Below are 25,621 nucleotides of genomic sequence, written 5' to 3' on the forward strand. Positions count from 1 at the left end.
GTCGCGGTATCGAATGCCGCTGTGACAACACATCGGAATGGGAACGGGAACGGGCGCGGCCGCATCCCCCTCGGGGCGCTGTGCGGTCTCCTCGCGGGCGGCGCCGCGCTGGCGGTGGCCGAGCTGGTGTCGGCCGCCGTCCGGCCGGAGGCGGGGCCGGTGACGGCGGTCGGCGGAACGGCCATCGACCGGACGCCCGCCACGCTCAAGGAGTGGGCGATCCGCCACTTCGGGACCCACGACAAGCTCGTCCTGCAGATCGGCATCCTGGCGGTGCTGGCGGTGCTGGCCCTGGTCCTCGGTGTGGTCGCGGCGGCCTTCCGGCGGACCGGAGCCGCCGGGATCCTGGTGTTCGGGGTCGTGGGGGCACTGGCCGCCACGGGACGCCCCGACTCGCGCAGCGCGGTCGACGCGCTGCCGTCGGTGTGCGGCGCGCTGGCCGGTGCGGCCCTGCTTCACTGGCTCGCCGGACGGCTGCCCGGCCCGCCGGTGGGCGCCGGGGCGGACACCGCCACCGGCACCTGGGACCGGCGCGGCTTCGTGACCGCCGCCGCGGCGACGGCCGCCGCGTCCGCCGCCGCGGGGCTGCTGGGGCGCGCGTTCAACACCTCCGGCGGCCGCCAGGCGGTGGCTTCGCGCGGCAGGCTCGTCCTGCCCCGACCGACGTCACCGGCCGCTCCTGTGCCGCGGGCCGCCTTCCTCCAACTGCCGGGCCTGAGCCCCCTGTTCACGCCGAACGCCGACTTCTACCGCGTCGACACGGCGCTCGTGGTGCCGAAGGTGGACGCCTCCACCTGGCGGCTGAGGATCCACGGCCAGGGTGTCACCTCCCCGCGCACCCTCACCTTCGACGACCTCGTCCGGGGCCGGGCGGGCGAGCTGATCGAGCGGGACATCACGCTCGCCTGCGTGTCCAACGAGGTCGGCGGCCCCTATGTCGGCAACGCCCGCTGGATCGGCGTACGGCTGGCCGGCCTCCTGAGGGACTGCGGCGTGCGCCCGCCCTCGCGGGGCGGCCCGGCGGACCAGTTGGTGGCCCGGTCCGTGGACGGCATGACGATCGGCAGCCCTGTCGAAGCCGTCCTCGACGGCCGCGACGCCATGCTCGCCCTCGGCATGAACGGCCGGCCCCTTCCGTTCGACCACGGCTTCCCGGTACGCATGGTGGTGCCGGGCCTGTACGGGTACGTGTCGGCCTGCAAGTGGATCGAGGACATCGAGCTGACGACGTTCGCCGCGTACGACGCCTACTGGGTCCAGCGGTCCTGGTCTCAGCAGGCTCCGGTCAAGACCCAGTCCCGCATCGACACACCCAAGGCGGAGGCCCGGCTCCGGCAGGGCACCGTCATGGTCGCGGGGGTGGCCTGGGCCCAGCACCGGGGCATCGAGCGGGTCGAGGTGCGCGTCGACGACGGGCCCTGGCAGCAGGCGCGCCTCGCGGACCAGGACACCGTCGACACCTGGCGCCTGTGGTCCTTCCCCTGGCAGGCCGCCCCTGGCGCCCACGCCCTGACCGTGCGCGCCACCGACGGCACGGGAGCGCCCCAGACCGAGGAGCGCACCCCGACCGTCCCCGACGGGGCGACGGGTCTGCACTCGATCGCGGTCACCGTCACCTGAGCCCGAGGGCCGATCGGGTCAGCGACCGGCGTACCGGCGGTCGAAGTCCCGCCAGTCCGCCTCCAGTTTCCACTGGAGCGCCGCCTTGGGGCTGTCGGCCAGGAAGGAGCGGCACCCGGCGCTCGGCGGCCGGTGCGTGGCGGGGGTGTCGTTGCGGCACGGCTCGGCGTAGGCGCCGTACCTGTCCTGTTCCTTCCACAGGTTGCGGCCCTCGACGAAGGCGTGGTCCAGGGAGGCGCGGGCCATGGTGCGCAGGTGCGCGACGGTCACCTTCTGGTCGGTGACGGCCTGCTGGAAGACGGCGGTCAGGTCGCTGCGGCTGACGCCCGGGTCGTCGGTGGCCAGGGCCACCGGGACGCCCGCGTCGAGGTAGGTGCGCAGCGGGTGCCGGTCGCCGCTGACCCGGAGAATCTGGGCGTTGCTGATCAGGGGTGCCTCCACGAGGACATGGCGCTCGCGCATCCGCGCGGCCAGCGCCCCGGGGTCCTTCTCGTGGGCGAGGTCGACGCCGTGCCCGATCCGGTCGGCTCCGGCCAGGCCGACGGCCTCGTTGATGTGGAAGGTCAGGTCACGGCCGCCGACTCCGTTGAGTCCCTCGACGAGTTCCCCGGAATGCAGGCTGATCCGCACCTCGGGGGCGCGCGACTTGAGGAAGCGGACCATCCTCATGTGCAGGGTGTAGTCGCGCAGCGCGACGGGCGCGTCCTCCGGCTGCACCATGTTCACGCCGACGAACCGGCCGAGCCGCTGGTGGACGAGCTCGAAGCCGAGGATCTGCTGGGCGAAGACGTGGCGCGGTGCCTGTGCGCGCAGTACCTGGTAGTCGAAGCGGACGGCGACCCGGCAGGCCTCCGGGGCCGTGCGGGTGTCACAGCCGAGGAGCGTGCGGTAGTCGCGCACGGCGCGGTCGGTGTCGGCGGCCGCCTGCCGGACCAGGACCCGAAACCGCGGGTCCGCCGTCAGCACGGAGTGGAACCGCGCGAAGTCGTCGGGGCCGGGGTCCTTCGGCAGGACGCGGTCGACGAGCTGGTTCAGGGCGCCCGCCTGCACAGTGGTGAGCGTCTCCAGATAGCTGCTGTGTTCCTTCGCGGCGGCCCGGGTCACTTCGGCGAGCATGTCGGCGTCGTGGCCGCGCTCGGCCTCGTCGAACTTGCCGAACGTGTCGAAGAAGTGGTCGTGGCCGGGCTGGGGATCACCGTCGGGTGGCAGGACGAACCCCTGCATGGACCAGGCCCGGACCACCTGCCGCCGGAACGGACCCGGCGCCACCGCGTCCTCCGCCGGGCGCTGTCCGGCCGGGCAGGTCCGGGGCCCGGGCGTGACGACGTACGTCGTGGTGTCGATGCACTTGCCGTCGCGGGCCGCGTAGCCGATCAGCGATTCGGCGCGCACCGCGCCGGCCAGGTGGTGGTGCAGATCGGCGCCCTTGGGCAGCTCGGCCAGGAAACGGCCGAGCTCGCTCGGAGAGCCGGCGATGCGCTCCAAGTACGCCTGGACCCGGGCCTGTTGAGAGCCGTCCGGGTCCGGCGTGGCGGCGGCCGCGGGCAGCACGCCCAGGGTCACGCCCAGCGCCGTCGCACCGGCCAGCACCGCCCATCGGGCGCCGTGCCTCTTGCGCATGTGTCTGTCCTCTCCTCGCGGGGGCGCACCTCGGCGTGCGCCGGAGTCCCTCCGCGCCCAAGAGTCGCAGCACGTCCCGGGGCCACCCGCGGGAACCGGTCAACCTGGGGCGGACCCTCGGGGTCAGGACCGGGGCGCCGTGGGCAGGATCAGGCTCCAGAAGGTGTTGAGCAGGGGCGGCGCGCCCCAGGCGGGGTCGCGGCGCGACAGCAGCTCGAAGCCCGTCGTGGCCGCGACGATCAGGTCCGCCATGTCGGTCCGCTCGACGGGCGCGTCGAGAAGGTCCTGGTGGGACGTCTCCGCGAGTTCGCGCCGTACGAAGGCCTGCCATTCGCGGCGCAGGTCCAGGCTGCTCTCGCGGACCCCTTCCGTGCTCAATCTCAGCCCGGCGCGGGACACCACGTCGCTGCGCAACTGGTCGGCGAGGGCGAAGGAGGTGCCGGTGAGGCGCTGAAGGGCGTTCATGCCCGGCCGTTGAGCGCTCTCCGCGGCCCTGCGCAACCGGGTCGCCGCCGCCGTCTCCACGCTCGTCGCCACCGCGGCCTTGCTCTCGAAGTGGAAGTGCAGCGCCCCCACGCTCACCCCGGCGCCGGCGCTGATGTCCGCCAGTTTCGCCAGTGCGTATCCGTGCCGCTCGAAGGCTTCGGCCGCGGAGTGGATGAGGGCGTCGCGGGTGCGTAAGGCGCGTTCTTGTCTGGCCACCGGTGGCTCCTGGTGCAAGGTGCGGGGGTCGTTCAACTGCGGATCGCGGGTCCGGTACGTCGTCGGCTACGGCTCGATGAGGCCGGCTCTGATGGCATACCGGGTCAGTTCGAGGCGGTCGCGCAGGCCGAGCTTGTGCAGCAGGTTGGCGCGGTGGCGCTCCACGGTCTTGCTGCTGATGACGAGGAGCTCCCCGATGTCCTTCGACGAGTACCCCTCGGCCACGAGTTTGAGGATCTCCTCCTCGCGCTCCGTGATCGCCCGGTCCGGCAGCGGCCGCCCCTGACGCAGGCGCTCCAGATACTCGCGGATCAGCGTGTTCTCGGCGCCGGGGTACAGGAACGGCTCGTCGCGCATGGCGGCTCGGCAGGCCAGGACGAGGTCGCGGTCGGCGACGGTCTTGAGGACGTAGCCGCAGGCTCCGGCCTTGAGCGCCTCGAAGAAGTACTGCTCGTTGTGATACATCGTCAGAATCAGGATGCGCAGGCCGGGTTGGGCCCGGGAGAGTTCCCGGGCCGCCTGGAGGCCGGTGCGGCGCGGCATCGCTATGTCGAGGACGGCCAGGTCCACCGGTGTGTCCCGCGCGCGCGAGACGGCTTCGGCCCCGTTGTCGGCCTCGGCGACGACGGTGAGACCGGGCTCGCTGTCGAGGATGAGCCGGATGCCCCTGCGCACCAGCGCGTGGTCGTCGGCGAGCAGGATGCGGGTCTGGTCCGGTGTCGTCATGCGGGGCTCCCTGCCATGGTGGCGATGACGAGGCGGACTTCGGTGCCGCCGTAGGGTCCCGAGCCGAAGGACAGCTCCGCGCCGGACAGCAGCGCGCGCTCGCGCATGCCGCGCAGGCCGTTTCCCTCCGGGGCCTGGCCGAGGCCCTTGCCGTTGTCGCTGATCAACAGCTCGACCAGCCCCTCGGGGCCGGGGCGCAGCCTCAGTTCGGCCTGGGTGGCGCCCGAGTGGCGGGCCAGGTTGGTGAGGGCTTCCTGGGCGATCCGGTACAGGACGAGCTCGCTCTCGGGGTCCAGCGGCGGCAGGCCCCGGTCGATGCGGTGGCGGACGGTCAGCCCCGGCAGGGTGAACTCGGCCGCCAGTGCTCGCAGGGCACTGGCGAGGCCGAGCTCTTCGAGCAGGCCCGGGCGCAGGGCTCTGGCTATGCGCCGGATCTCGTCCAGGCTGCCGCGCGTCGTCTCCTGTGCGAGGCGGAGCTCGTCGCTCAGGGCGGCGGGCGCGCGGTCGGCCGCGTGCTTCAGCTGGAGCAGTACGGCGGTGAGGGTCTGCCCCACCTCGTCGTGCAACTCTCTCGCTATTCGCTGGCGTTCGGCCTCCTGCGCGCCCAGGATGCGGGCGCTGCTGGCGGCGCGCTCGGATTCGAGGCGGTCGAGCATGGAGTGGAACGTCCGGGTCAGGTCGGCGACCTCCCCCGTTCCGACCACCGCCGCACGGGCCTCGCGGCGGGTCAGATCCGCCGTCGTCATGGCCTGCGAGAGGCGGTTGAGAGGAGCGAGCCCCAGGAACCGGACGAGCAGGGCGTTGATCACCAGCATCGCGGCGGCCCCGGAGACCACCACCTCCGCCTCACCGAGCCGTACGTGCTTGGACACCGTCACATACGGCCCCAGCAGGAGCGCCATGGCCACCACGACCACCGCCGCGTTCAGCAGAAAGATGCGCCAGAACAGCGACATCGCCGGTCCTCTCATTGCTCCGTGATCTGCCTGCCCTCCATGGGTGCCGGGGCACAGAGCCGCCTGCCTGAGGTGAACACGCTGGTCCCGGAAGTCTCCGCAATCGGTAGGGGTCACGTCCATACATGCTGGCACCCATTTCGGGGCCGGGTTCGACGCGGGGTCGGGACCAAAGCCCCTATGCGGCGGCGGGCATCGGTGGATTGCATGGCGTACCACGGAAGTTGGCCAGTTTCATACCCCACCGACCGAAGGGCTTCCCCGCTGATGAGTCATGTCTCCAGACGGCGTCTGCTTACTCTGGCCCCCGCTGTGGGAGTGGTCTCGGCCATTCCCCTGTCCCTCACGACGGCGCAGGCCGCCGCACCGCGCCGGGCGGGCACCAAAACAACGGCGCGGCCCCTTCAGGAGATTACCGACGCCTGGGGACAGTGGATGGCGCGCGAGCGGTTCCCCGCGTCGAACGGCTGCCGCTTCACCGCCTCCACGGATTACGGCAAGCAGAACTTCCTCGCCGACTACCACCGCCATCAGGTCGGCGCGAAGTACCAGGACATCATTTACGATGCCAACGCCCCTTCTCCCGTTCCCGGACAGGTCAGTTCAGTGGCCACGAACTACCGCAACGGAACAGAGGTCGAGCAGACCGTCACCTATAAGCAGAGCAAGACGACCGAGCAGGATCTGCGGATATCCGTCACCCAATCCCTGAAGATCGGCGTCACCGTCGAGGTGTCGGCCGAGATTCCGGCCGTCGCCAAGGTCAGCGAGACCACGTCGATCGAGGCGAGCCTGTCCTCGACGCAGGAGTTCACGCACAAGGAGACGCAGACGTGGAGCGTCGATCTCCCGCTGCGGATTCCGCCCAAGTCGCAGGTCGAGGCGACCCTGGTGGTCGGCACGCAGAAGTACGACATCGACTGGACGGCGACGGTCACGCTGCGGGGAAACGTCGCCATCTGGTTCAACGAGAAGGTCGACCTCAACCAGGACGGAAACCGCCACTGGCTGTGGTTCGTCCCCGTGGAGCAGGTGTTCCGGGACTGCCGGCAGCACCAGATCATCGACACTCCCGGATACGAGATCGTGGCCGACGGGGTGAACGCCTTCGCGAGCGGTACGTTCAGCGGGGGCCAGGGCGTCTCGCTGAATGTGAACGCCGATCAGAAGCCCCTGGGCGGCGGCCGGGGCGCCGTCGAATCCCGCACGATTCCCATCCCGCTCGCCGCGAACGGAAACCGGGTCGCGGTCCCCGGCCGCTGAGCGAACCGGCCCCACACGCGGCACAACGCGCCCGGGTGCGCGCGGCGCATATCCCGGAAACCGATCAGTAGGGTGACGGGGAGCCCGGGAAAGGGGGCGCTTCCATGGCGCAGGTGCGCGTACTGGCGGTGGATTTCGTCGGCACCCTGGCGGGCCACGGACCGGCTCCGGACGGCCGGTTGGTCGGAGAGGTCCTGCGGAGCCTGCCGGGGGCGGTGGTCCCGGAGGGCTTCCCCGCCCGGTTCGACACCGTCACGCGCCGAGCGCGCCGTACCGACGCCGCACGGGGCGTGCCCAGCACCTTCACCACCCGGCTGCACCGCGCAGCGCAGGACTGCGGCGCGCACATCCCGGATCTGCGGCGCGCTGTCGCGGCGGTGTTCACGGCGACGCCGGACGCGACGGTCGATCCCACGGCCGCCGCGGCCCTGCGGGAGCTGCACGCCGACGGCCTGACCTGCGTCCTGGCCTCCAACACGGACCGGCCGGTGCCGGTACGCCGCCGGACCCTGCGGGCCGCCGGACTCGGGGACTGCTTCGCCGCGCTGGTGCTGTCCGGCACCCTGGGCGTCCGCAAGCCGGATCCGCGCTTCTACGCCGCGGTGGCCCGTGCGGCGGACTGCCCGCCCGAGGACATCCTGTTCGTGGGCGACAACCCGCGGGCGGATGCCCTCGGCCCCCACGCGTACGGCATGTCCGCGGCCCTCATCACGTCAGGGCCCCGCGCCGCGGACCTGCCCCGGGCCATCACCACAATCGGCCATCTCCGCGAGCTGGCCGCTCACCTCGACGACCGGACTAGTACACCGGGTTGACAGCCCGACAAGCGGCCCGCGTGTTCTCGCCCCTTCAAGACGACGGTCATTCCCCGATGTCCTCGTTCCACAATGCGCGATTCTCCGCGATGAATTCCCGCATCATCGCAACGCATCGCGGGTCGTCCAGCACCACGACCTCCACCCCGTGCCGGGCCAGCCATTCCTGCCCGCCACAGAACGTCCTGTCCTCGCCCACGACCACGCGGGAGATGCCGAACTGCCGCACCAGGCCGCTGCAATACCAGCACGGCGACAGCGTGGTCACCATCGTCGTGCCCCGATAGGAGCGCTGTCGTCCCGCGGCACGGAATGCCGCCGTCTCGGCGTGCAGGGACGGATCTCCCTCCTGCACTCGCAGATTGCGGCCCCGGCCGAGCACGGCGCCGTCCGCGGCATAGAGCGCCGCACCGATCGGGATACCGCCCTCGGCGAGACCCGCGCGGGCTTCCTCGACGGCCGTCGCCAGCCATTGCCGGGCCAGATCCTGTTCCATGCTCCTCGTCCCTCCGCTCCGAATCGACCGGCGTTACCGGTTACTCCGCCGTCCGGTCGCGTGCGTAGCGCAACAGGACGACTCCGTTGCCGAAAGTGCGGGTTTCTACGAGGCGTACCGTGTGCGTGCCGGTGGCGACCGCGAAAAGACGCCTGCCCCTGCCGAGAAGGACGGGGTGGACATAGAGGCGGTACTCGTCGATGAGGTCGTGCCGCCTGGGTGTGGCGGCGAGATCGGCGCTGCCGAGCACGAGGTCCCCGCCGCGCTGCGCCTTGAGCGCCTCGATCTCGGCGACATCGACCTCATGCCTGACCGTGGCGTTCCATTCGGCTTTCTCAAGGGTCCGGGAGAACACGACCTTCGGCATCTCCCGCCAGATGTGGGCGAATTCGGCCACCGCGGCGGGGGCCGCGGGATCCGCGTCGGCGGTCGGCCAGTACTCGGCCATGAGTTCGTGGGTCACGCGCCCCTCCAGGAAGGCGCCCATGGTGGCGAGCTGTTCGTTGAAGTGCCGATGCAGCTCGTCGTCGACCAGGTGCCAGTCGATTTGCCCTTCGGGCCCCGCGAAGAAGCCGTCGAGAGAGACCGACACGGAGTGGATGATCTTTCTCGTCGTGGTCACCCGAGCGACGATACGCTCGCCCCGCCCGGAATTCCGCGCATGCGGTCAGCTCCTTTCGGGGCCGGGAGGCTCTCTCTTTCCTCGTGCCGCCGAACGGCCCGAAGGGTTGGCAGGACGCGGGAATCCGTACCCGCCAGGTGCGCCCTCTCGCCTCAACCCGCTCATTTCCAGCCAGAGTTCGCCGGCCGCACCGAGGGGGCGACCACCGTTGCCGCCGAGCGCCAACTCGCCTTCCCTCAGGGCCGGTTGTCTCCGGCCACGCCTCCGGCCAGCGCCGCGAAGGCCGCCTCCTCCACCGTGGCGGCCGACCGGAACAGGGCGTCGAGACCGCCCGCCCTGAGGATCCTCAGATGCCACGGCCGGGCGCAGACCACGCCGAGGTGCCCCTTGCGGTCCCGGACCCTGCGGTAGGCCCGGCTCAGCAATGTCAGGACGGCGCAGTCGAAGAACTCCACGGGCCGCAGGTCCACGATCACCCTCGCGCCGACGGGCTGGGTGGCGGCGTCCAGGTGCACCTGTACACCGGGCGCGGTGGCCAGATCGACCGTGCCGTGGACCTCGACCACGGTGAACCCCTGCATCAGGTACGTACGGGCGTTGCAGCACCGGTCCGGCAACAGCCCCGGCGGAAGCGGCACGGGGGCCGAGACGGATGGCCGAGCGGTGGTTCCCATGACAGCTCCCGGTCCAGAACTGACCCCCACGGGCGCGGAGGTACTCGGTAATGGGCAGTCACCGTGGTCCCGGGGTGACGCACTACCACCCTAGAAACAGCCCCGTATGCAGAAACGTGCAGCCTGCGATTTGTTCACCCTGGGGGGTGAACGGAATTTGCGCCACTCCCCGTTTGAGCACCGCACACGGGGTGTGAGGCCCGGATTCCGGGGGTTCGGACCCGACACGGCGTCAGCCCGGCCCGAAGTGCCCCACGCGCTCGCCCCGCGGGCTCACCCCGTCCGGCAGATGTCATGCTCTCGTCCATGGGAGATCACGGAAGGCACGACCTGGTACGCCGGAGCTATGACACCGTGGCCGAGACCTATGCGGCACGGCTGCTCGACGAGCTCGCGGGCAAGCCGCTCGACCGTGCGCTGCTCGCGAGCCTGGTCGAGCAGACGGAGGCGGGGGCACCGGTCGCGGACCTCGGCTGCGGGCCGGGGCATGTGGCGGGCCTGCTCGCCGACCGGGGGGTGAAGACGGTGGGCATCGATGTGTCCGGCGCCATGGTCGCCCTCGGGCGCCGCACCTTCCCCGCGGTGGACTTCCGCCAGGGGGATCTGCTGGAACTGCCCGCCGCCGACGGGGAGTTCGCCGCGTCCGTCGCGCTGTACTCCGTCATCCACCTGGCGCCGTCCGAGCTGCATGGCGCCTTCCGGGAGGCGCACCGGGTGCTGCGGCCCGGCGGCCTGCTCCTCGTCGCGTTCCATCTCGGCTCGGAGGTGCGGCACCTGGACGAGTGGTGGGGCCACGAGGTGGACATCGAGTTCCACTTCCTCGAAACCGGGCGCGTCGCGAAGGCGCTGGAGGACGCGGGATTCGCCGTGGAGATGCGGATGGAGCGCGCCCCGTACGCCGAGGAGGCCGAGACCCGGCGCGCCTATCTGCTGGCCCGCCGGAGCTGACGGCTGCGCGCCGGGCGGCGACAAGGATTGCTCGCGCGGCGGGGCCGGGCGCCCCGAGCGCGCCCGGCCCCGCGGGCGGATCAGTACGCGCCGAAGACGTTGTCGATCGAGCCGTACGTCTTGGCGGCGTAGTTGCAGGCGGCGGTGATGTTGGCCACCGGGTCGTAGCTGTCCAGGGACGTACCCGGCACGTGGAAGGCGAGGAACGTGGGCTGGATGACCTGGAGCAGACCCTTGGACGGCGTTCCGGCCACCGCGTTGGAGTCCCAGTTGTTGATGGCGAGCGGGTTGCCCGAGGACTCGCGCATGACGTTGCGGTAGATGCCGTCGTAGCTGCCGGGGATGCCGTGCTGGGCCATGATGTCCAGCGACTGCCGGATCCAGCCGTCCAGGTTGTTCGCGTACGCGGGCGCGCTGGTCGCGGTGGTCGTGCTGGCAGCGGTGAGGGTGGCCGGGCGGGCAGAGCGGTCGGCCCGCTGGGCCGAGGCGTCCCGGGCGGCCGGGGCGCCGACGGTGAGCTTCAGGCCGGGGTGGATCATCGCGGGGTTGCCGCCGATGACGCTCTGGTTGTCCTGGTACAGCTGCTTCCAGCCGCCGCTCACGTTGAGGGCGTCGGCGATCTTGGCGAGCGAGTCCCCGGCGACGACGGCGTAGCTCGTGGACGCCCCCTTCACCGCCGTGATCGGCTTGGCGGCCGCGAGGGCGGGCGCGGCGACCTTCGCCGTGGTGGCGGAGTGGACCGACGCCGGAGCGGCGGTGGCCGTGGTCGCGCCGATCACCGGGATGGCCAGGACGGCGCCGCCCGTGCCTGCGGCGGCGAGGCCACGGGAGAGCGGGCTGGACTTGGGGCGGCGGTGCTTGCCCTTTGCAGGCATGGTGTTCTTCCTCTCCGTCGCCTACGAGGTGAGCTGTCGGGTTCGGACGGGAGATGTCCGGTCGCGGCACACGCGACTTCACCCCAGCCGGTCCGGAATCCGGACCGGCGGCTTACCTGGGTCCCCCGCTCCTGCCGTACGTGTCTGGGAGGCTCCGGACGGCGGCAGGATTCGGCGTTCCTTCCGGATTGACGGTGAACGTAAACGAATATGCCGAGTGGAAACAAGGCCAGAATTCAGGGGGACCCATCCGGGATATAGATCCACTTAAATCCACCCGCCCGACCCGTCCCCGCGAAGGCCCTCAACTCGCTTTCCGTTGTGCCGAAATGACGAATCGAAGCCCGCACGGCCACCCCACCCCCACGTGACCCACTTCACTCGCGCGCCGGGTGCCCGGACAGGCTGATCACAAAAAGGGGAGCGTCATCCATTAACCCCCAATTGGGACATTTCAAAACCAGAGGCAGCGAATCCGATAACCCCGCAATTGGGACACTCGGGACTTCCTTCACCCCTCAGACCTCCCCCGGCGGGCCGGCACCCGTGACCCCGCACACCCGTGCCGGGGATCATGGTCACGGCCCGCCCTCCACGGTGGGACACGGCGGCAGAGAGGTGGCACGGTGATCCGGGAGAGCGCGGAGTACGACGTCCTGGTGGTCGGAGGTACGGGGGTGGACACGGTCGTGCGCGTCGACTCCCTGCCGGTCCCGCTCGCCGACTCGGTGCAGGTCGGGCCCATCGAGGAGTGGCCCGGCCACACGGGCGCGAACGTGGCCCTCGGGGTCCGGGCGCTCGGCCTGGAGGTCGGCCTGATCGACTGCGTCGGTGACGACTGGACCGGTTCCCAGGTGCGCCGACTGCTGGCCGAGGGGGACGTGGACTTCGCCCCGCTGATCTCGCCCGCGGGCACCCGCCGGGCGGTGAACCTGGTGGACGCCGAGGGGCGGCGGATGTCGTTCTACGACGCCCGCGACCCGGCCGACCTGCGGATGCCCCGGGAGTTCTACCTGCCCCGGCTCCGCAGGGCCCGGCACGTCCACCTCTCGATCACCAACTTCGCGCGCTTCCTCTACGACGACATCCAGGAGCTCGGCGTGCCGGTCTCCACCGATCTGCACGACTGGGACGGACTGGCCGAACACCACCGGGAATTCGCCCTCCGCTCCGACCTCGTGTTCCTCAGCGCGGCGGGCGCGGGCGCCCGCACGACCGCGCTGATGCGGGAGATCCTGCGCGAAGGCCGCGCGGACACCGTGGTCGCGACGGCGGGAGCCGACGGCTCCCACGTCCTCACCCGGGACGGCCACTCCACCCCGCACCACGTCCCGGCGGTCGCACCGCGCGCCCCCGTCGTGGACACCAACGGGGCGGGGGACGCATACGTCAGCGGCTTTCTGTACGGCAGGCTCACCGGCCGGGACACACGGGAATGCGGCCGCCTCGGCGCCGTGGCCGGCGCCCACGCCTGCACCGCCCCGGCCGCCACCGACCCCATCTGCCTCAAAGACCTGCTGGCGGCCGATCAGATCGCCTGAAATCATTTCGGCGTTCGCCGCCGGGCAGTCCGTGACAACCACCCCCGGCACGCAACCAACGCCCTGAGCACCTTTTCTTACGCCCCATCAAGTCCCGTCAGGAAGAACATGAACGACAACAGCGAATTCAAGAACTATTCCCCGACCACTCTCGCCGACGTTCTGGGCCGCGCCCAGGTCATGGACATCGGTATTCGCCCTTTGTGGTCTCCGATGCCGCGGGTCGCCGGTCCCGCGTTCACCGTGCGCTGCCCCGCGGGTGACAACCTCATGCTGCACGCGGCCATCCATCGCGCCGAGCCCGGCTCGGTCATCGTCGTCGAATCGGGCGACCTGGACTACGCGCTGGCGGGCGGAAACGTGTGCGCCGTCGCCCAACGCCGGGGGATCGCGGCATTCGTGGCCGACGGTGTCATTCGCGACCTCGCCGAGGTCCGCGAGTTGGGCTTTCCCGTGTTCGCCCGGGGCGTCATCCCCATCCCCGGGACCAAGACGGCGGTGGCTCCCCTCAACGAGCCGGTGCGCTGCGGCGGGGTGCGCGTGGCGGCCGGCGATGTCGTGGTGGCCGACGAGGAAGGAGTCGTGGTCACTCCCCACGCGCGCCGCGAGCAGGTGCTCCTCGACTCCCGGCGGAAGGTGGCCAAGGAGGCCGCCGAGTCCCTCGACTCTTGGCAGGAGGCGCACCGGGCGCGCATCGACAAGGCTCTGAGCGAGGGCGGTTTCCAGGGCTGATCCCCCGGTCCGCGACGGCCTTTTCCTGGGGCTGCGTTGACGGCTCAAGGCCGGTGGACGCGCGTTCGCCCACCGGCCACGCGACTCACACCGTCCCTACCTCACGGACGAGTTCGAGGCCCAGGACCCGGTCCAGGTAGGCGAAGGTCTCGAACTTCGCGCCCTGGGGCACATCGGTGTCCCTCTCCAGATCGCCCAGCAGGCGCAGGGCGGCCGAGGTGTCCAGCCGGTTGTCCAGGGCGGTACGGGCGGCGCCCTTGAGTTCGGCCGGGACCGGCTTCGAGGGCTGCTCGGCCCACACGGCCACGGCGCGCCGCCAACGGGCCAGGGTGCGGCCCGCTTCGCCGACCTCGTCGGCCGTCAGCGAGACCGGTTCCTCGTAGCCGTGGCCGAGCAGCAGCAGCCGGACGGCGAGCAGATCGGCGGATTCCAGCGACGGCGACCGGGCTTCGCCGATGTGGAGGCAGGCCGCGCCCGCCCCCTCGTACGTGCCGCCGGCGAGGTGGACGCCGGGCGGGCCGCCGAGCGCCTCGGCCAGCTCGGCCGGATCGCCCTCGGCGTCGGCCGGCCGGATCCCGGCGGCCGGGGCGGACGGGTTGCCCGGACCGGCCCGGCCGATGAGCACCGCCCTGCCCCGCATTTCGACGACGCGCGCCAGCACGTCCGCGACCAGCAGCACCCGCAGTCCGGTCCCCTGGGCGCCGTCGTCCGGCACATGGGCCCAGATGCGCAGCGGTCCCGGTCCGGCGAGTTCATCGACGATTCGCAGCACGTCGCCGAGCCTAGGCGCTGACGCCCGGCCGTGACACCGGTCCGCGCCCGCCCGCACGAAGAACATCGCGCCCCGCGCCGCGCCTCAGGCGAGCAGCGGCCTCAGCGCGCCGGCCCGCAGCCGTGTGACGAGCGGCGCCGCGTACCGGCGCGCGGACCAGGTGACCGCCAGCGAGACCAGGCCGCCGACCACGAACGCGACCAGGACGTCATGCGGATAGTGCGCGCCGACGTACACGCGCGAGGCACCCATCAGAAGGGCGACCAGCGCCGCGACCGCGCCGAGGCGCCGGTCGACGAGGAACAGGGCGACGGCCGCGGCCGCGGCCACCGTCGTGTGGTTGCTGGGGAACGCGTAGTCGTCCAGGGGCGGGCACTTCTCGATGAGGAAGTCGTGGGGCAGCGCCCGGCAGGGGCGCGGCTCGGTGAACACCGACTTGATCGCGTCATTGACCACGTACGCGAGCACCACCGCGAACGGCGCGGCCAGCGCGGCCGCCATCACCGGGGCGTCCTTGCGCCGGGCCGCCCACCAGCCGACCAGCATGAACACCGCGAACAGCGCGATGCCGTAACTCGTGAAGGCGGACACCGGCCCGTTCAGCCAGTGCGTGTGCCGGGCGAAGTCGGTGATGTCGCCGTACAGGCCGCCGTCGATGGACGCGCCGTCCAGGGCCTGCGTCGTAGCGGTGGAACTGGTCATGGGATGCGGTTCTCCGGTGGTTCGGGCGGCAGTGCGCGCCCCGCGGGCAACGGGACGGGATGACGGGCGGGACTCCAGGTGACTGCCGGGTGAGCGGAACATGAACGTCTACAAGCACGTAGACGTTAAACCACCTGGATCGGTTGCGCGGTACAGCGGTCCGGCCGGGCCGGCTTCGCGGCGGGCCTCAGGCCCAGAGCGCCTCGGCGACCGCCACACCCATGAAGACCGCGCAGAGCCCCGCCACCACGCTGACCACCACGTTGGCGGCGGCGTAGAACTTCGCCCCGTCCTCGGCGAGCCGCAGCGTCTCGTAGGAGAAGGTCGAGTACGTGGTCAGCGCGCCGCAGAGACCGGTGCCGACGAACAGTTGCACCTGCGAGGACGCGGCGCCCGCCGTGACCGCGCCGGTCAGCACGCCCAGGATCAGGCAGCCGACGACGTTGACGGCGAACGTGCCCCAGGGGAAGACGCTGTCGTGCCTCTTCTGCACGGTCAGGTCGGTCAGGAACCGCAGCGGCGCGCCGATGGCCGCCCCCAACACCACGAGCAGCCAGTTCACTTGCCGTGCTCCCGTCCCGCGTACCGGATGACCTCGCAGTCGTCGAGCATCACCAGGCCCTCGCCGACCAGCTCGTCGAGCCGCGGCAGGAAATCCCTCACGCGCTGCTCGTCATCCACGATGACGATCGCCACCGGCAGGTCCTCGCTGAGCGAGAGCAGCCGCTGGGTGTGGATGAGGGAGGAGGCGCCGAAGCCCTCGATGCCCCGGAACACACTGGCTCCGGCGAGCCCGGCCGCGTGCGCGCGGTGCACGATCTCGGTGTACACGGGCTTGTGGTGCCACAGATCGCTCTCACCGATGAGGATCGTGAGGCGCAGCGCCCGTCCGGTCGGTCCGGTCATCGCCGCCTCCGCACCAGGGCGCGGCGGGTCACCCACACCGCGCTCCACACCATCGTGAGCGCCGTCACGAGCGTCAGCGCCAGATAGGCCAGACCCGCGCGCGGCTGCCCCGCGGCCAGGAGCTTCTGGATGTCGACGGCGTACGTGGAGAAGGTGGTGAAACCTCCCAGCACCCCGGTTCCGAAGAACGGCCGCACGAGCCGGTGCGCCGCCCACACCTCGGTGATCACCACCATGAACACCCCGATCACGGCACAGCCCACGCCGTTGACCAGCAGCGTCGTCCAGGGGAACGAGCCGGGGTGGGTGACCCACAGGAGGGAGGCCCCGTAGCGGGCGCAGGCGCCGACCACACCGCCGAGCGCCACCACGGCGACGACCGGACCCAGGCCGTGCGCCACCTCGCGGCGCTGCGCGGGCACGGCCAGATCGACATCCGGGTCGGTGGGCCGGGCGACCGCCCTGGGCTGCTGGACTCCCTTGGACATACCTCTCCTACCTGGAGGGCGCCCTTCCCCAAGCTCTCGGCTCGTTCGAGCAGGGGGAGACCCCGTGCCGGGCGCACATGCTCGCAAGCAGGGACCGTTGGCGGCGCGGATGCCGCGGTTCGGGTACGGCGGGCCCCACCGCCGCGCGGCGAACACCAGGGATCACCGCTTCCCCAAGGCTAGCTCCCGGCCTCACCCGCCCGCCAACGGGCCCGGGCCGGGCGTTCGGTCAAGGCCTCGGGTGATGTGGCGGTGGCGGTGGCAGCGAGTCGAGGCCGGGGGCCGCGTCCGGCCAGACCAGCAGGACCGGGCACGGCGCGTGGTCGACGACGAACCGGGTGGCGGGGCCGAGGCTGCGCGGCCCCAGACGCGTACGGTCGCCGTCGCGGGCGCAGACCAGGAGGTCGGGGCCCGCAACGGCGCGGACGACCTGCTGTTCGGGGCGTCCGTGCAGTGCGAGTCGGCGGGCCGGTCGTCCCAGGCGGCGCTCGGCCTCGGCGAGGAGGTCGTCCGCGGCAGCCCAGGAGAGGCCTTCCAGACGGTTCCCGGGATCGCGTTCGGCACGGCCGCGCCCGAGGAGCCCGGCGAACGCGCCGTGCGCGGCCTCGGGGACCGCGTCGTCGGTGACGTGCAGGAGTACGCAGTCCCCGTCGGCGGCCCGCTCACGCGCGGCGTCCACGCAGGCGGGCCAGGTGCTCTCGGTGATCCAGACGATGACGCTCATGGAATGCGGTCAGCCTCCGATCGTGTGCAGCGCCGCCCACAGCGCGGCGGTCGACGCGACCAGTGTGGCGGGAACCGTCAGCAACCCGAGGCGGGTGAAGTCGCCGAGCGCGGGCGCGTCGTCGTGTTCGTGCAGGATGCGCCGCCACAGCAGGGTGGCGAGCGACCCGACGTAGGTGAGGTTGGGGCCGAGGTTGACGCCGATGAGGACGGCCAGCACCGGGCCGGGGCCGCCCGCCGCGGCCACCGGGAGCAGGGCGAGCACGGCGGGCAGGTTGTTGATGAGGTTGGAGAGGACCGCCGCGACGGCGACCACGGCGAGCAGGGCGGGCAGCGAGTCGCCTTCGGGGAGCAGCCGTCCGATGGCGGAGCCGAGCCCGTTGTCCACGACGGCTTTCACGACGATGCCCAGACCGAGCACGAAGAGACAGAACGGGATGCCGGCCGAAGCCACCAGGGAACGTGCGGTGGTGCGCCGCCGGCGCAGCGCGCGGACGGCGAGGACGAGAGCGCCCGCGAGGGCGGCCCAGGCCGGGCTGAGGCCGGCGAACGACGTGACGACGAACCCGCCGAGCGTCAGCCCGAGGACCACCAGGGTGAACACCGGCACGTCCGTGCCGCCCGGCGCCCGTGCCCCGCGCGGGGTCGCCGCCAGGTCGGTGCGGAAGAAGCCGCGGAAGACCGCGTACTCGACGGCGATGGCGGCCAGCCAGGGCAGCGCCATCAGCGCCGCGAACCGGGTGAACGAGAGCCCGCTGGCGGCAAGGGCCAGCAGGTTGGTGAGGTTGGAGACGGGCAGCAGCAGGGAGGCGGAGTTCGCCAGGTGCGCGGTGGCGTAGACGTGCGGGCGGGCCCGGACGCCGGAGCGGGCCGCCGTCGCGAACACCACGGGGGTGAGCAGCACCACGGTCGCGTCCAGGCTGAGCACCGCGGTGACGACCGCGGCGACGGCGAACACCCCGCCGAGCAGGCGCCGGGCACTGGCACCGCACAGCCGGGCGACGGCGTCCCCGGCTGCCGCGAACAGGCCCTCGTCGTCACAGAGTTGGGCCAGTACCAGCACTGCGGCGAGGAAGCCGACCACGGGCAGCAGATCGCGGGTCTGCTGCCACGCCGCGGTGGGCGAGACCGCGCCGAGCGCGACGACGAGCCCGGCCGCGGGCAGCGCCGCCACCGCTTCCGGCCAGTTGCGGGGGCGTACGACGGCGAAGGCGAGCACGCCGAGGAGGAGGACGGCCGAGACGATCTCGGCGGTGACGGTACTCAGGGTCGGCCTCCGGGCAACGGACGATCACAGCGGCGGGTCCAGCGCCGACCCACCGCAGAAGACCCTACGTGCTGCTCGTCACCGCGTCCGCCGACGGGGCCGCCGCCCGTCCTTCCTGCTCCCAGGGTGGGGGGCGGCGCCTCCGCGCTCCGGCGCGCAGGCCGGCTCGGTCAGCAGCGCCCCCGGCCGCGGGTCGTGCCCGCGGCCGCGACCCTGGGCCCCGTCTCGGCGCTGCGGGTGCGCGGCAGCGGCAGCAGCTCCCCCATCTCCCCGCGCAGGGCGGTCGCGTTGCGCGCGGTGACCCGGCCGAGGGGGGCGGGGGTGAGCACGGACTGGCTCTGCACGTAGGCGACGAAGCTCTCGAAGTCCCGGGTGTGCCGCACCGGCTCGGTGTGGTCGAGCAGGGCCGGGTAGTCGTCCGCGCCGATCAGCGTGTAGGCCGTGGTGGCCAGCCGGTAGGTGGCGTGCAGGTCGAGCGGGGTGCCGTCGATGAGGACGTCGGCGGGGTTGACGCGGTTGCCCACCGGTCCGGCGGCGTCGAACGTGTACCGCACGTTGTGCGACACGGCGAAGGGCGCGTAGGTGAGGGCGGTCCCCTTCATCCTCCACTGCTGTTCCAGCGTGTCGTGGATGCACTGGCCCGTGACGGTCGCGGTCAGGATGGGGTTTCCGTAGCCCACCGCGTTGAACGCCTTGCGGTAGGAGACCGCCCCCTGGGTGGTCGCGTCGAGGGTGAGGTCGGTGTTGATGACGCTGGGCCCGACGCGGGGCGCCAGCGAGATCAGTGCCAGGTCCGCGGGGACGTTGGCGTAGATGTTCCCGGTGTCGAAGGGGTCCAGGTTCTGGGCCCCCGCCCACAGCGCCCAGTCGGCGGCGAGGTTGCCCATCGTGCTCTCGCCCATGCTGTTCAGGGTGCGCGTGAACGACGCCGTCTGGCGCCCGATGCGGGTCGCGCCCCGGTTGTTGGCGTAGCCGGTCCAGTAGTCGGCGGTGTCCTTGAGGTCCTGATGGGGCGTCACGTCGTGGGTGTTGGGGTGGTTGGTCGAGGTGGTCAGCTCGCGCACGACCTTCCCCGTCACCGGGTCGAGCCGCAGGTTGATCTCATTGATGAGCTGAGCGTGGCAGCCCGCCTCGACGAACGGGCGCGGCCGGCCGGCGGGGTCGGGCACCATCATGTTGAACGCGCAGTGCCAGTGCCCGGTGACGATCGCGTCGATGTCGGGCGACGCGGCGAGGGCCAGATCATAGGCGGGCCCCGACGGTGCGCTCCCGCTGTTGAAATCGCTTCCGGCCACCGCGCCGTCGTGCATGCTGAGCACGATCGCGTTGACTCCCTGCGATTTGAGCAGCGCCGCATAGCGGTTCGCGGTCTTCAACTCGTCCAGCATGCGCAGCGCCGTCTGGAATCCCGTCGAAGAGGTTTCGGTTCCGGTGACCGTGAGGTGGATGAATCCGATCGGCAGGCGCCTGCCGCCCGGCCCCTGCACCCATTCCACATTCACCGGGGGAAGGACGGTCCTGCCGGAATTCCCCCACAGCATGTTGGCGCAGTAGTAACGGAAGTTCGCGCCGGGAAAGGTCCGCCCCGCCGAGTCGGGGAAACTGTTCGTCCAGCCCTCGCCCGCGTACGGTCTGCCGTGCTCCATGTGGTCGATCATGAATCCCGGCGTCCGGTCGAACTCGTGGTTTCCGGCCGTCGCGAAGTCGAGCCCCAGCCGGTTCAGCGCCTCGATGGTCGGCTCGTCGGCCAGCGACTCGGCCGGGAACTCCCAGCCGGAGAACAGGTCCCCTGGGGCGAAGAAGATCGAGTTGGCGTGTCCGGCCCGCAGGTTCTCCAGATGCGTGGCCAGATACGCGACGCCGCCCACGGTGAACTGTTCTCCACCCGCGCCGGTAATGACCGCGTCACCCGGCGGCGGGGCCTGCAGATAGCCGTGCAGGTCCGTGATGTTGAGCAGTTGTACGTCCACGTACTCCGAGGCGCTCGCGGCGTCACGGGCGTGGCCGCTGGCCAGGGCCGGCGTGCCCGTCGCCGCCATCGTCACGAGTGATCCCGCCACAGTCATGAAGCTGCGTCGACCCACGCCCCACATATCGACTCCCTCATTCGAAAACTACGCGGCCACGCCGGGAGTGATGTTCCGGCTCCCCACCTGGCGGCCCGAAGAACTACGCGACACGAATCCACTGATTGCGGGCACAAGAAATACAACACAACAGGATGGCCGAACCCGAGACACGCCGCCGGACAAGGCGCGCCGGATCCCCGCCACCGACGCTCACCACTCCAGCGCACGAACCGCACGGGCAGAAAACGACGCGCGAAACGCGGAGGAGGCGTCACATGACGAGCGGCTGAACTGAAACGGCCGTCCTCCAACCCCGCTTGCGCGCTCCCGTCATGAATACGTGTCAAGTCCCCGGAGAATGCGGCACCCCTCCGGAGCCCCTTCCCAGGACAGGGCACGGCGGTGTCGAAGGCTAATCGGCTCCGCCCTCTCCTCATCGAAGGCCGCCCTTCTCCGATCCACGCCGCACGTCCCCGCGCCGGGGCCGTACTTCCTCGTCGAGTTCCCGCGCACCCGGCACACGGCTCAACCGCCCGCATCGCGGCGGCCGATGGACACCCGGAACCGGATCGTGCCCCGGGTCGCCCGTCTTCTTCGGCACGAAACCCGGCCGCCCCGCCGAGATGCACCCGCTGGAATTGTCCCCCGCGGCCGTGCCCCCAAATCAGGCTTGCGTCAAGGGAGTTGAAAGACCGGAAGGCGGGCCGCCAGGGTCAGCGCTCTGCCTGCAGGGCGTACAGGAGCGGGATGCGCGGGGCGGTGTCGGGCAGCCGCCACCAGCCTTGCGGAGTGGGCACCATGTGGGGCCAGCGGGGCCAGGGAAGCTCGGGGCTCTCGCGCAGTGCGGTGATCCTCAGCCCGGCGCCGAGGAGGGCGTTGACCACCTCGCCGAGACCGTGCGCCCACTCGAAGCACTCGGTCGCGTCCCGCACGGGCGGGCCGTCGGTGTAGGTGTACGTGGCATCGCGGCGCACGGGCCCGCGGCCCGCCACATAGTCGTGCCGCAGCAGCAGCTCGTCACCCTCCCCCCGGCCCGGCGAAGGTCCCAGGGAGGTGAGCAGCGGGTGGAACTCGGCGAGGTAGAGACGGCCGCCGGGGCGCAGCAGAGCGGCGATCGCCGAGGCCCAGCGGGCGAGGTCCGGCAGGTAGCACAGCGCGCCCTTGCCCGTGTAGACGACGTCGAACCGTCGGCCGTCCAGCGCCTGGGCCGCGTCGTAGACGTTGGCCTGGACGTATTCGACGTCCAGGCCCGCCTCGGCGGCCAGGTTCCGCGCCGCCGAGACCGAGGCGCCGGAGAGGTCCAGCCCGACCGTACGGGCCCCTCGCGCCGCGAACGCCATCGTCTCGGTGCCCAGATGGCACTGGAGGTGCAGGACGTCCCGTCCGGCCAGGTCCCCGAGGTCCTGCCACTCGTACGCCGCGAACCACCGGGCGGGATCGGCGCTCTTGTCCGCCACCGCGTAGAAGCGGCTGGCCAGGTGGACCGGGGTGCGGGCATCCCAGTTCGCTTCGTTGGACGCCATCATCCGCCGTACCGCCGGATCGAAGTCGTCGGTCATGTCGGTCAACCGGCCTCCCCTCACGGACACCACTTGTCCCGACCCTACCCAGCCCGCCCGGAGGTAAGTGCCCCCTACAGGTCGGGCAGCGGCCCCTCGCAGGCGAGGTGGGCCGGCGGGGGCACGGGCAGGGCTCGGGGGCGGGGACGCGACGGCAGGGTGCCGAGACGCGCGCCGGGTCGTGCCGCGTTGATCGCCCGCACCCGCCCCAACGGTCCGGGCGTGAGGCGGGAGTTGGCGCGCACGAACGCGTTGAAGCTCTCGAAGTCGCGGGTGTGACGGACCGCCGCGGTGTGCTGGAGCAGCGCGGGATAGCCGTCGGAGCCGAGGAAGGTGTACGCCATGGAGGCGAGCCGGTACGAGGCACGGAGGTCGAGCGGGGCGTTGTCGATGAGGACATGGTCCGGGCTGACGCGTGCTCCGGGCGGCCCGGCGGCATCGAAGACGTAGCGCACGTTGGAGGAGACGGCGAGCGGCGCGTAGACCAGATCCGCCCCCTCCTCGGTCCACTGCTGTTCCAGCGCGTCATGAATGCACTGGCCGGTGACGGTGGCGGTGAGGACGGGACAGCCGTACCCGACCGCCCTCCAGGCCTGGTCGAAGGTGATCACCCCGCCCGAGGACGGGACGTGCGGCAGCCCGTGGACGATGACGCTGCGCCCCGTGCGGGGAGCCACGGCGATCAGGGCCAGATCGGCGGGCGCGTTCGGGTTGACGTTCCCGTTGTCGAAGGAATCCGGCTTCTGGCGCCCGGCCCACAGCGCCCAGTCGGCCACCAGGTTCCCCATCCGGCTCTCCCCCGTGGCGCTGAGCCGGTCCGAGAAGGAGGCGGTCACCCGCCCGACGGGCCGGGAGCTGCGCCGGTTCGCGTACCCGGTCCAGTAGTCGGCGACTTCTTTGAGGGCCGGGTCGGGCGGTACGTCCCGGGTGTTGGGGTGGTTGGTGGAGGTGGTCAGCGCGCGGACCACCGACCCGGTGCGCGGATCGAGCCGGAGGTTGATCTCGTTGATCAACTGACCGTGGCAGCCCGCCTCCACGAAGGGGCGGGGCCGGCCCTGGGGATCGGGCAGCATCATGTTGAAGGCGCAGTGCCAGTGGCCGGTGACGATCACGTCGATGTCGGCCGTCACGGCCAGGGCCAGGTCGTAGGCGGGACCGGAAGGGAGCGTCGCGCTGTTGAAGTCCTCCCCGGCCACGGCCCCGTCGTGCATGCTCAGGACGATGGCGTTGACCCCACGCCCCTTCAGCTCCGCGGCGTACCGGTTCACGGTGGCGACCTCGTCGAGCGTCGCGAGCGCCGGCTGATAGGACGTGGAGAAGCGCTCCGTGCCGACCGTGGTGAGGTGGATGAAGCCGATCGGCAGCCTGCGCCCGCCCGGCGCGTCGACCCATTCGATGTTGTACGGCGGCAGCACCGTACGGCCGCTGTCCCGCCAGACCGCGTTGGCGCAGTAGTAGCGGAAGTCCGCCCCGGTGAACGCTCTGCCCTGGGAGTCCTGGAACGAATTGGTGCGGCCCATGCCCGGGTACGGGATGCCGAGTTGCATATGGCCGTTCAGGAACCCCGGTGTGCGGTCGAACTCGTGGTTCCCGGCCGTCGCGAAGTCGAGCCCCAGCCGGTTCAGCGCCTCGATGGTCGGCTCGTCCGCCAGGGTCTCCGCCGCGAACGTCCAGCCCGAGAAGAGGTCGCCCGGGGCGAAGAAGATCGAGTTGGCGTGACCGGCCCGCAGCCGCTCCAGATGGGTGGCCATACAGGCCACCCCGCCCACCTCGTACGCCCGGCCGCCCGCGCCGGTGATCACCGCGTCCGCGCCCGGCGCGCCCTGGAGGAAGCCGTGCAGATCGGTGATGCTGAGCAGCTGGACATCGACGTACTCGTGCGCGCTCGCCGCGTCCCGCGCGTGCGGGGTGGCGAAGGCGGGGACCCCGGTCGCCAGCAGGGCTCCCAGCGAACCTGCCGCGGTCATGAAACTGCGCCGGCCGAGCTCGCGCACATCCGCCCCCTGTCCAGGGTCGAGGCTTCCCCGCGTCCGCGGACAGGCGCCGGTCCTGCGTCACCCGGCGCCATCCCTCGCCCCCGTGGCGAAGGGATCGGGCGCGCCCAACCTAGATCGTCGACTCGCGGCAGACACGCTTGCGCGCGAAACGCGGCCGTCGTGTCGCGACGCTCCGCGGCTGTCCTTCCGTTTCCATGAGGACGGAACCGGAAATCGGCTGGATCCCGCTCAACCGCGCCAAGCCCGCTCAACTCCTCTCCTCAGCCGCGGGTCCTCCCGGCCGACCGGTTCACACACGAGAACCAGCGGGAGCAGAGGCCATGGCAGTTCGTACGGTACGGAGAGTCAGAACCGCGATCTTCGCGGCGGCCGTCGCCGCGGCGGTGACCGCCACCGCGTTCGTCGAGCCCGCCTCGGCGGAGCAAGCACGCCCCACCAGCCACCGGGCCGCCCAGCGAGCCATGGACGCCGCGGTCGCCGCGGGCGTGCCCGGCGTGATCGGGGTGGCCGAGGACGGCCACGGCCGCTGGACCGGCGAGGCGGGCGTCGCCGACACGCGCACCGGACGCGAACGCCGGGCCCAGGACACCTTCCGCGTCGGCTCCCTCACCAAGACGTTCATCTCGACCGTGCTGCTCCAACTGGAGGCGGAAGGCAGGCTGAGCCTCGACGACACGGTCGACCACTGGCTGCCGGGCGTGGTGCGCGGCCACGGCAACGACGGGCGCTCCATCACCCTGCGCCAACTCCTCAATCACACCAGCGGGATCTTCGACTACACGCGGGACCCGGGCTTTCGGAACCTCCTCTTCGGCCCCGGCTTCCTCCAGCACCGCTTCGACACCTGGAGCCCGGACCGGCTCGTACAAACCGCCCTGGCCCACGAGCCCTATTTCGCGCCCGGCACGAGCTGGACGTACTCCAACACCAACTACATCCTCGCCGGGATGGTGATCCACAGGGTCACCGGCCACACATACGCGCAGGAGGCGGAGCGGCGCATCCTGCGCCCCCTGAACCTGCGCTCCACCTCGTTCCCCGGCACCGAGGCCCGGATGCCGGCCCCCAGCGGCCGGGCGTACTCCACGCTCGGCGGCACACCGGACCGGGTGTACGACGTCACCGAACTCAACCCGTCCGTCGCCGGGTCGGCCGGCGAGGTGGTCTCCGACTCCCCCGACCTGAACCGCTTTCTCCGCGCCCTGCTGGGCGGGAAGCTGCTGCCTGCCCGCCAGCTCGCGGAGATGACGACGACCGTCCGGATCGGCACAAGCCCGAACGCTTCGTACGGGCTCGGCCTGATGAAGGTGACGCTGTCCTGCGGCACCGAGGTGTGGGGCCACGACGGCGGCATCTTCGGCTCCAGCTCCGAGGCCCTGGTGACCAAGGACGCCCGCCATGCGCTGGCCCTCAACTTCAACGCCGACTGGACCGGCGACGTGATGGCGGTCGCGGAAGGGGAGTTCTGCGGTAAGTGACCTGTGCGTGCGGCCGGTTGAGGCGACAGCACGGCCCCATTGCCGTCCACCGGGGTGGGCTGCAACTCGC

At 71.5% G+C, this 25,621-nt stretch carries 25 protein-coding genes and 1 riboswitch; of the genes, 7 read left to right on the forward strand and 18 right to left on the reverse strand.

The genetic code is table 11. The features are described 5' to 3' along the window. Positions 1–21 precede the first annotated feature (21 nt). Positions 22–1,620, forward strand: coding sequence for a molybdopterin-dependent oxidoreductase (locus DT019_RS00545; RefSeq protein WP_223279224.1), 1,599 nt, complete (start codon positions 22–24; stop codon positions 1,618–1,620). 18 nt (positions 1,621–1,638) lie between these two features. Here DT019_RS00545 and DT019_RS00550 read toward each other — a convergent pair whose 3' ends face one another. The 4 genes from DT019_RS00550 to DT019_RS00565 form a co-directional block, all read right to left on the reverse strand. Next, positions 1,639–3,240, reverse strand: a complete 1,602-nt coding sequence (locus DT019_RS00550; protein ID WP_114034544.1) for an adenosine deaminase — start codon at positions 3,238–3,240, stop codon at positions 1,639–1,641. A 123-nt stretch (positions 3,241–3,363) separates the two neighbouring features. Further along, the gene (locus DT019_RS00555; protein WP_114034545.1) at positions 3,364–3,942 is read right to left on the reverse strand and encodes a ScbR family autoregulator-binding transcription factor; all 579 of its coding nucleotides are present in this window, start codon (positions 3,940–3,942) and stop codon (positions 3,364–3,366) included. A 66-nt stretch (positions 3,943–4,008) separates the two neighbouring features. Beyond that, complete coding sequence (locus DT019_RS00560; RefSeq protein ID WP_114034546.1) at positions 4,009–4,668, reverse strand: response regulator; 660 nt, start codon at positions 4,666–4,668, stop codon at positions 4,009–4,011. Continuing rightward, a complete protein-coding gene (locus DT019_RS00565) occupies positions 4,665–5,624 on the reverse strand; it encodes a HAMP domain-containing sensor histidine kinase (RefSeq protein WP_114034547.1) in 960 nt (319 codons plus the stop codon). Before DT019_RS00565 ends, DT019_RS00560 begins: the two co-directional genes overlap by 4 nt. A gap of 435 nt (positions 5,625–6,059) precedes the next feature. Here DT019_RS00565 and DT019_RS00570 point away from each other — a divergent pair, with 435 nt between their 5' ends. Then, positions 6,060–6,887, forward strand: coding sequence for an ETX/MTX2 family pore-forming toxin (locus DT019_RS00570; RefSeq protein WP_223279225.1), 828 nt, complete (start codon positions 6,060–6,062; stop codon positions 6,885–6,887). A gap of 104 nt (positions 6,888–6,991) precedes the next feature. Further along, the gene (locus DT019_RS00575; protein WP_114034549.1) at positions 6,992–7,702 is read left to right on the forward strand and encodes an HAD family hydrolase; all 711 of its coding nucleotides are present in this window, start codon (positions 6,992–6,994) and stop codon (positions 7,700–7,702) included. Positions 7,703–7,748: 46 nt separating this feature from the next. Here DT019_RS00575 and DT019_RS00580 read toward each other — a convergent pair whose 3' ends face one another. The 3 genes from DT019_RS00580 to DT019_RS00590 all read right to left on the reverse strand — a co-directional run bounded on the left by DT019_RS00580 (position 7,749) and on the right by DT019_RS00590 (position 9,494). Beyond that, positions 7,749–8,198 carry a nucleoside deaminase gene (locus DT019_RS00580; protein ID WP_114034550.1) on the reverse strand — a complete coding sequence of 150 codons (450 nt, stop codon included), beginning with the start codon at positions 8,196–8,198 and terminating at the stop codon, positions 7,749–7,751. A 40-nt stretch (positions 8,199–8,238) separates the two neighbouring features. Then, a complete protein-coding gene (locus DT019_RS00585) occupies positions 8,239–8,820 on the reverse strand; it encodes a dihydrofolate reductase family protein (RefSeq protein ID WP_114034551.1) in 582 nt (193 codons plus the stop codon). Positions 8,821–9,056: 236 nt separating this feature from the next. Continuing rightward, positions 9,057–9,494, reverse strand: coding sequence for an anti-sigma factor antagonist (locus tag DT019_RS00590; protein WP_114034552.1), 438 nt, complete (start codon positions 9,492–9,494; stop codon positions 9,057–9,059). A 306-nt stretch (positions 9,495–9,800) separates the two neighbouring features. On the opposite strand from DT019_RS00590, the gene DT019_RS00595 reads away from it, so the two are divergent. Beyond that, positions 9,801–10,442 carry a class I SAM-dependent methyltransferase gene (locus tag DT019_RS00595; RefSeq protein WP_223279226.1) on the forward strand — a complete coding sequence of 214 codons (642 nt, stop codon included), beginning with the start codon at positions 9,801–9,803 and terminating at the stop codon, positions 10,440–10,442. An 80-nt stretch (positions 10,443–10,522) separates the two neighbouring features. Here the strand turns inward: DT019_RS00595 and DT019_RS00600 are convergent, their stop codons facing one another. Then, the gene (locus DT019_RS00600; protein ID WP_114034554.1) at positions 10,523–11,317 is read right to left on the reverse strand and encodes a transglycosylase SLT domain-containing protein; all 795 of its coding nucleotides are present in this window, start codon (positions 11,315–11,317) and stop codon (positions 10,523–10,525) included. A 5-nt stretch (positions 11,318–11,322) separates the two neighbouring features. Next, positions 11,323–11,504: riboswitch (cyclic di-AMP (ydaO/yuaA leader) on the reverse strand. A 439-nt stretch (positions 11,505–11,943) separates the two neighbouring features. Here DT019_RS00600 and DT019_RS00605 point away from each other — a divergent pair. Together DT019_RS00605 and DT019_RS00610 are read left to right on the forward strand one after the other, a co-directional pair. Next, entirely contained in the window at positions 11,944–12,858 is a 915-nt protein-coding gene (locus tag DT019_RS00605) for a carbohydrate kinase family protein (RefSeq protein WP_223279227.1), read from the forward strand. Positions 12,859–12,966: 108 nt separating this feature from the next. Beyond that, positions 12,967–13,590, forward strand: a complete 624-nt coding sequence (locus DT019_RS00610) for an RraA family protein (protein WP_114034555.1) — start codon at positions 12,967–12,969, stop codon at positions 13,588–13,590. An 85-nt stretch (positions 13,591–13,675) separates the two neighbouring features. Here the strand turns inward: DT019_RS00610 and DT019_RS00615 are convergent, their stop codons facing one another. The 10 genes from DT019_RS00615 to DT019_RS00660 all read right to left on the reverse strand — a co-directional run bounded on the left by DT019_RS00615 (position 13,676) and on the right by DT019_RS00660 (position 24,043). Further along, positions 13,676–14,362 carry a hypothetical protein gene (locus tag DT019_RS00615; protein ID WP_147267245.1) on the reverse strand — a complete coding sequence of 229 codons (687 nt, stop codon included), beginning with the start codon at positions 14,360–14,362 and terminating at the stop codon, positions 13,676–13,678. A gap of 84 nt (positions 14,363–14,446) precedes the next feature. Continuing rightward, positions 14,447–15,064: a phosphatase PAP2 family protein gene (locus tag DT019_RS00620; protein WP_114034557.1), complete on the reverse strand. Its 618-nt coding sequence runs from the start codon at positions 15,062–15,064 to the stop codon at positions 14,447–14,449. A 187-nt stretch (positions 15,065–15,251) separates the two neighbouring features. Beyond that, a complete protein-coding gene (gene crcB / locus DT019_RS00625) occupies positions 15,252–15,626 on the reverse strand; it encodes a fluoride efflux transporter CrcB (RefSeq protein WP_114034558.1) in 375 nt (124 codons plus the stop codon). Next, the gene (locus DT019_RS00630) at positions 15,623–15,970 is read right to left on the reverse strand and encodes a DUF190 domain-containing protein (RefSeq protein WP_114034559.1); all 348 of its coding nucleotides are present in this window, start codon (positions 15,968–15,970) and stop codon (positions 15,623–15,625) included. The genes crcB (DT019_RS00625) and DT019_RS00630 overlap by 4 nt, the downstream gene beginning before the upstream one ends. Further along, entirely contained in the window at positions 15,967–16,458 is a 492-nt protein-coding gene (gene crcB, locus DT019_RS00635) for a fluoride efflux transporter CrcB (RefSeq protein ID WP_114034560.1), read from the reverse strand. The genes DT019_RS00630 and crcB (DT019_RS00635) overlap by 4 nt, the downstream gene beginning before the upstream one ends. A gap of 229 nt (positions 16,459–16,687) precedes the next feature. Beyond that, complete coding sequence (locus DT019_RS00640; protein WP_114034561.1) at positions 16,688–17,182, reverse strand: universal stress protein; 495 nt, start codon at positions 17,180–17,182, stop codon at positions 16,688–16,690. 9 nt (positions 17,183–17,191) lie between these two features. Beyond that, positions 17,192–18,448 (reverse strand): SLC13 family permease, encoded by a 1,257-nt coding sequence (locus DT019_RS00645; RefSeq protein ID WP_114034562.1) that lies wholly within the window; start codon positions 18,446–18,448, stop codon positions 17,192–17,194. A 170-nt stretch (positions 18,449–18,618) separates the two neighbouring features. Continuing rightward, a complete protein-coding gene (locus DT019_RS00650; RefSeq protein WP_411292677.1) occupies positions 18,619–20,514 on the reverse strand; it encodes a bifunctional metallophosphatase/5'-nucleotidase in 1,896 nt (631 codons plus the stop codon). Positions 20,515–21,230: 716 nt separating this feature from the next. Next, positions 21,231–22,076 (reverse strand): class I SAM-dependent methyltransferase, encoded by an 846-nt coding sequence (locus DT019_RS00655; protein WP_114035251.1) that lies wholly within the window; start codon positions 22,074–22,076, stop codon positions 21,231–21,233. Positions 22,077–22,150: 74 nt separating this feature from the next. After that, positions 22,151–24,043: a bifunctional metallophosphatase/5'-nucleotidase gene (locus DT019_RS00660; protein WP_223279228.1), complete on the reverse strand. Its 1,893-nt coding sequence runs from the start codon at positions 24,041–24,043 to the stop codon at positions 22,151–22,153. Positions 24,044–24,393: 350 nt separating this feature from the next. Here DT019_RS00660 and DT019_RS00665 point away from each other — a divergent pair, with 350 nt between their 5' ends. Then, complete coding sequence (locus DT019_RS00665; RefSeq protein WP_114034565.1) at positions 24,394–25,551, forward strand: serine hydrolase domain-containing protein; 1,158 nt, start codon at positions 24,394–24,396, stop codon at positions 25,549–25,551. Positions 25,552–25,621 lie beyond the last annotated feature (70 nt).

The organism is Streptomyces sp. SDr-06, assembly GCF_003324565.1.
GTDB lineage: Bacteria > Actinomycetota > Actinomycetes > Streptomycetales > Streptomycetaceae > Streptomyces.

Excerpts from the sequence above, each read along its gene's own strand:
- DT019_RS00610 (WP_114034555.1), top strand. The coding sequence starts at position 12,967 with ATGAACGACAACAGCGAATTCAAGAACTATTCCCCGACCACTCTCGCC.
- DT019_RS00660 (WP_223279228.1), bottom strand. The coding sequence starts at position 24,043 with ATGACCGCGGCAGGTTCGCTGGGAGCCCTGCTGGCGACCGGGGTCCCC.
- DT019_RS00565 (WP_114034547.1), bottom strand. The coding sequence starts at position 5,624 with ATGTCGCTGTTCTGGCGCATCTTTCTGCTGAACGCGGCGGTGGTCGTG.
- DT019_RS00580 (WP_114034550.1), bottom strand. The coding sequence starts at position 8,198 with ATGGAACAGGATCTGGCCCGGCAATGGCTGGCGACGGCCGTCGAGGAA.
- DT019_RS00595 (WP_223279226.1), top strand. The coding sequence starts at position 9,801 with ATGGGAGATCACGGAAGGCACGACCTGGTACGCCGGAGCTATGACACC.
- DT019_RS00650 (WP_411292677.1), bottom strand. The coding sequence starts at position 20,514 with ATGACTGTGGCGGGATCACTCGTGACGATGGCGGCGACGGGCACGCCG.
- crcB (WP_114034560.1), bottom strand. The coding sequence starts at position 16,458 with ATGTCCAAGGGAGTCCAGCAGCCCAGGGCGGTCGCCCGGCCCACCGAC.
- DT019_RS00600 (WP_114034554.1), bottom strand. The coding sequence starts at position 11,317 with ATGCCTGCAAAGGGCAAGCACCGCCGCCCCAAGTCCAGCCCGCTCTCC.
- DT019_RS00590 (WP_114034552.1), bottom strand. The coding sequence starts at position 9,494 with ATGGGAACCACCGCTCGGCCATCCGTCTCGGCCCCCGTGCCGCTTCCG.
- DT019_RS00570 (WP_223279225.1), top strand. The coding sequence starts at position 6,060 with ATGGCGCGCGAGCGGTTCCCCGCGTCGAACGGCTGCCGCTTCACCGCC.
- DT019_RS00550 (WP_114034544.1), bottom strand. The coding sequence starts at position 3,240 with ATGCGCAAGAGGCACGGCGCCCGATGGGCGGTGCTGGCCGGTGCGACG.
- DT019_RS00655 (WP_114035251.1), bottom strand. The coding sequence starts at position 22,076 with ATGACCGACGACTTCGATCCGGCGGTACGGCGGATGATGGCGTCCAAC.
- DT019_RS00630 (WP_114034559.1), bottom strand. The coding sequence starts at position 15,970 with ATGACCGGACCGACCGGACGGGCGCTGCGCCTCACGATCCTCATCGGT.
- DT019_RS00575 (WP_114034549.1), top strand. The coding sequence starts at position 6,992 with ATGGCGCAGGTGCGCGTACTGGCGGTGGATTTCGTCGGCACCCTGGCG.
- DT019_RS00665 (WP_114034565.1), top strand. The coding sequence starts at position 24,394 with ATGGCAGTTCGTACGGTACGGAGAGTCAGAACCGCGATCTTCGCGGCG.
- DT019_RS00560 (WP_114034546.1), bottom strand. The coding sequence starts at position 4,668 with ATGACGACACCGGACCAGACCCGCATCCTGCTCGCCGACGACCACGCG.
- DT019_RS00620 (WP_114034557.1), bottom strand. The coding sequence starts at position 15,064 with ATGACCAGTTCCACCGCTACGACGCAGGCCCTGGACGGCGCGTCCATC.
- DT019_RS00640 (WP_114034561.1), bottom strand. The coding sequence starts at position 17,182 with ATGAGCGTCATCGTCTGGATCACCGAGAGCACCTGGCCCGCCTGCGTG.